At 43.2% G+C, this 3657-nt stretch carries 5 protein-coding genes; 2 read left to right on the top strand and 3 right to left on the bottom strand.

From position 1 onward, the window contains the following. Together IH879_21470 and IH879_21465 are read left to right on the top strand one after the other, a co-directional pair. Nucleotides 1–681: hypothetical protein (locus tag IH879_21470; protein ID MCH7677497.1), on the top strand; the 681-nt coding region annotated here is incomplete at its 5' end. Between the two features lie 45 nt (nt 682–726). Then, complete coding sequence (locus tag IH879_21465; GenBank protein MCH7677496.1) at nt 727–1497, top strand: glucose 1-dehydrogenase; 771 nt, start codon at nt 727–729, stop codon at nt 1495–1497. A gap of 49 nt (nt 1498–1546) precedes the next feature. Here IH879_21465 and IH879_21460 read toward each other — a convergent pair whose 3' ends face one another. The 3 genes from IH879_21460 to IH879_21450 form a co-directional block, all read right to left on the bottom strand. Then, nucleotides 1547–2917, bottom strand: coding sequence for a sigma-54-dependent Fis family transcriptional regulator (locus IH879_21460; protein ID MCH7677495.1), 1371 nt, complete (start codon nt 2915–2917; stop codon nt 1547–1549). A 108-nt stretch (nt 2918–3025) separates the two neighbouring features. Beyond that, nucleotides 3026–3415 carry a four helix bundle protein gene (locus IH879_21455; protein ID MCH7677494.1) on the bottom strand — a complete coding sequence of 130 codons (390 nt, stop codon included), beginning with the start codon at nt 3413–3415 and terminating at the stop codon, nt 3026–3028. A gap of 87 nt (nt 3416–3502) precedes the next feature. Continuing rightward, a partial coding sequence (locus tag IH879_21450; protein ID MCH7677493.1) for a HAMP domain-containing histidine kinase occupies nt 3503–3657 on the bottom strand: 155 nt, incomplete at its 5' end.

Below are 3657 nucleotides of genomic sequence, written 5' to 3'. Positions count from 1 at the left end.
GCAATACGAATAAGAGAAGCTGTTTCCACGGAAAATATTGTTGATATTGCTGAACCAAAGGAATATTTGATGTTGACTCAGCTTTGTGGAAATGCCTTTGTAACGGCCATACTTCTGATTATGAAAGCGCATGTTTTTTTTGGCGAAGCTGTTGCCCGAGTAGGGTTGGAAGCGGCAATGCAAATGGCAGTAATTCAGACAAATTATAAGAAGCATTTAGAAATTTGGAGAAGCTATCAACTAAATAAGGGCAAAGAACAACAGAAACAGGCAAAACAGGAGTTTAGAAAGGTTTTCAGTTATGATAGAAAAAAACATGATTACTCAAAATTTATGGAATCTATAGAGAAAGATTATATTGAAAGAGTTTGGGGAATCTTGTCAGAAAACAGTAGTCATGCAGGTTTTATGCAAACTACCTTATCAATGGATTTCAAAAGTAACAAAGAGACCACATTTATCAAGACGGGATTCTTTGACACTTTATCTCCAGATCAAAACATGATTGGTAGGGTAATGCTTTTTGTTGTTGACATTTATTCACATTTGTCGCTCATAATCTCCAGAATTTTGACTTCAAAAGGATATAAGCTAAAAAGAACTCCCGAAAAAATCGAAACTGAACGAAAAGAGTGGGAGGATTTTAGTGCAGAAAAAATAAAGGAATTGGGTAACCTTTAAATGATAATCGTTCACAAACTCAGAGTAGATTGAAAGAAGGTAAAGATGAACCTCAACCTCAAAAACAAAGTCGTCGTCGTCACCGGCGCCAGCCGCGGCATCGGCAAGGCCATCGCGCTTGGATTTGCAAAAGAAGGCGCGAAACTGAGCATTTGCGGCAGAACGCCGGAAACACTGGAGTCTGCTGCAGAAGAAATCAAGTCACCCGGTGCAGAAGTGTTTGCAAAACCTACCGACGTCACCAACGGTGGAGAGGCGAAAGCTTTTGTGAAAGCAACTCTGGACAAATATGGCCGCATCGATGTGCTGGTGAACAATGTCGGTGGCAGCAAAAAGACGCCCACCCTGGAAATCTCAGATGAAGAATGGGTTGAAATGCTCGATTTCAATGCAGTCAATGCCGCGCGCATGAGCCAACTGGTTATCCCCTCTATGAAAGAGCAAGGAGGCGGTGTCATCATCAATATCTCATCAATTTATGGCCGGGAAAGCGGCGGGCACATTACTTACAACGCCGGAAAGGCTGCCATGATTAGCCTCTCAAAAACCATGGCAAACGAATTTGCTCCGGATAACATTCGTGTCCTCTCGGTTGCACCTGGTTCAACCATGTTCCCGGGCGGCAGTTGGGATAAAAAGCAGCAGGCCGACCCGGAAAAAATCGCAGCATTTATCAAAACCGAGCTGCCGTTTGGTCGTTTTGGCAAGCCTGAAGAGATTGCAGATACTGTGGTTTTTCTTGCTTCAGAGCGAGCAAGCTGGGTAAGTGGGGCGTGTATCAACGTGGATGGGTGTCAGTCGAACTCGAACATATAACCAATTACGAATGACAAATTATGAATTAAGAATGGCAGAAATTTGTAATTCATAACTCGTAATTCTTAATTGACAATCCATAATACTTAATCTTCTTGTGCAAATTCGTCCGGTCGACGTCGAGGTCTTTGGCAGTCTGGCTGACGTTCCAGCCATTCTTTTTCAGGGTCGAGATGATAAATTCCCGCTCCACATTTTCTTTGACCTCTTTTAAAGTCATTCCCGATTCCATATTAAAAGCAGTTTTTGAGGTGGGCGATTGGATATTGTCCGGAAGATCAGCAACATCAATAATGTCGGAACTGCACATAATCATCAAACGCTCGATCATGTTTTTGATCTCACGGATATTTCCGGGCCAATCGTAGCCGCGCAAAACTTCCATTGCTTCTGAGCTGACTTCTTTTTTCCGGACGCCGTTTTCGCCGGCATAACTCTCGATGAAGCTTTGCACCAAAATTGGGATGTCGTCTTTTCTTCGCCTCAGCGGCGGAGAATTGATGGGGACTACATTCAATCGAAAATAGAGGTCATCTCGAAACCGATCTGCCTGAGCTTCTTTTTCAAGATCTTTATTGGTGGCAGCCAGCACACGCACATCGACCTTTTGAGTCTTGTGCCCGCCAACTTTTTCGAACTCACCCTCCTGGAGAACGCGGAGTACTTTTGCCTGCGCATTCAGACTCATGTCGCCGACTTCATCGAGGAGCAAAGTGCCGCCATCAGCGAGGCTAAATTTGCCTTCGCGGGTTTGGTGGGCGCCAGTGTAAGCGCCTTTTTCACTCCCGAAAAGCTCGCTTTCAATCAGCTCCTCGGGAATAGCAGCGCAGTTGACTTTGATGAATGCGCTATTTTTTCGCAGGCTGTTTTCATGAATGGCCCGGGCGATCAATTCTTTGCCGGTACCGCTTTCGCCGGTAATCATTACCCGGCCATTGGTAGGAGCCACTTTTGAAATCTGCTCCAAAATTTCCTTCATAGCGCGACTTTCCCCAACCATCTCGAATTTGCCGGTAAGCTGCTTCTTGAGCTCGATATTTTCTTTTTGCAGTGTACTACTCTGCAGCGCATTGTTTATCGAAATGAGAAGCTTCTCTTTGGTGATGGGTTTTTCGATAAAATCGAATGCGCCTTCTTTTGTCGCCGTAATGGCGTTCTGAAGGGTCGCATTCCCGGATATCATGATCGCCGTGGTTTCGGGAGATTTTTTTTTGATTTCTTTCAACAGCGAGAGCCCATCCATACCGGGCATGGCGATATCAAGAAGAGCCAGGTCGATGCCGCCCGCATCCAACATTTTCAGAGCCTCTTCAGAATCGGCGGCGGTTTTGGTTTCGTAACCCTCTCCCGAGCAGATCATCGCGACTGAGCGCCGGATATTTTTTTCATCATCTACGATTAATATGTTAGGGGCTGACATAATTATTTCTATTTAGTTTATAGGTTCGGTTGACTTGAGGTTATTTAAACTTCGTGTCATTTTAAAAGTCATTGAGTCATTTTGGCTTTGCTGTCATTAAAAGAACAGTCATTGAGTCATTTGCCCTACGGCGTCATTTGTTGTTGGTTTATTCCCAATTGAGTTGATGTAGTTATTTAATTTGATGCCAATTGTTTCAATATCTTTTAAAAAAACGCTAAAGGTTTCATCCTCAATCAAATTTCGATTATGAGCTTTCTCTAACCACGTTTTGGTTTCATAAAGTGAACCACGACTGTAATAACAAAATTGCTTATTCTCTTTGTAATAATATCTTCCATAACCTTCACTTATATTCGCTGCAACTGAATCCGCAGCTCTGATTAATTGTTTCCCAATAGTATCCTTTGCAAAATAATTCCATTTACTTACACTTTCCCAAACTTTCTCTGCCAAATCCAAAGCAAGATTGTAAACCCGAATTTCCTCTAACCTCATACCCAACCCTCCCCAATTGAATGACCTTAATGACGTCGTAGACAAATGACCAAATAACCAATGACCAAGTTTTTAAATAACGCGTAGCTAATGACCCAATGACTTTTCATTTTTTACTGGAAGCTCAATTTCAAAAGTAGTCCCCTTCCCTTCGATACTTTCAATGGAAATGCTGCCCCCGTGCTCTTCGATGATTCTTTTCACAATCGCCAACCCCAATCCCATGCCGCTTTTCTTGGTGG

The sequence above is a fragment of the candidate division KSB1 bacterium genome (assembly GCA_022562085.1).
Lineage (GTDB): Bacteria > Zhuqueibacterota > Zhuqueibacteria > Oceanimicrobiales > Oceanimicrobiaceae > Oceanimicrobium.
Note: the sequence above shows the minus strand (reverse complement) of the source record. Positions and strands in the feature narration are given on the sequence as shown.

Bases quoted from the DNA above. Each gene is read 5' to 3' on its own strand.
- IH879_21460 (MCH7677495.1), bottom strand. From the start codon at position 2,917: ATGTCAGCCCCTAACATATTAATCGTAGATGATGAAAAAAATATCCGG.
- IH879_21465 (MCH7677496.1), top strand. From the start codon at position 727: ATGAACCTCAACCTCAAAAACAAAGTCGTCGTCGTCACCGGCGCCAGC.
- IH879_21455 (MCH7677494.1), bottom strand. From the start codon at position 3,415: ATGAGGTTAGAGGAAATTCGGGTTTACAATCTTGCTTTGGATTTGGCA.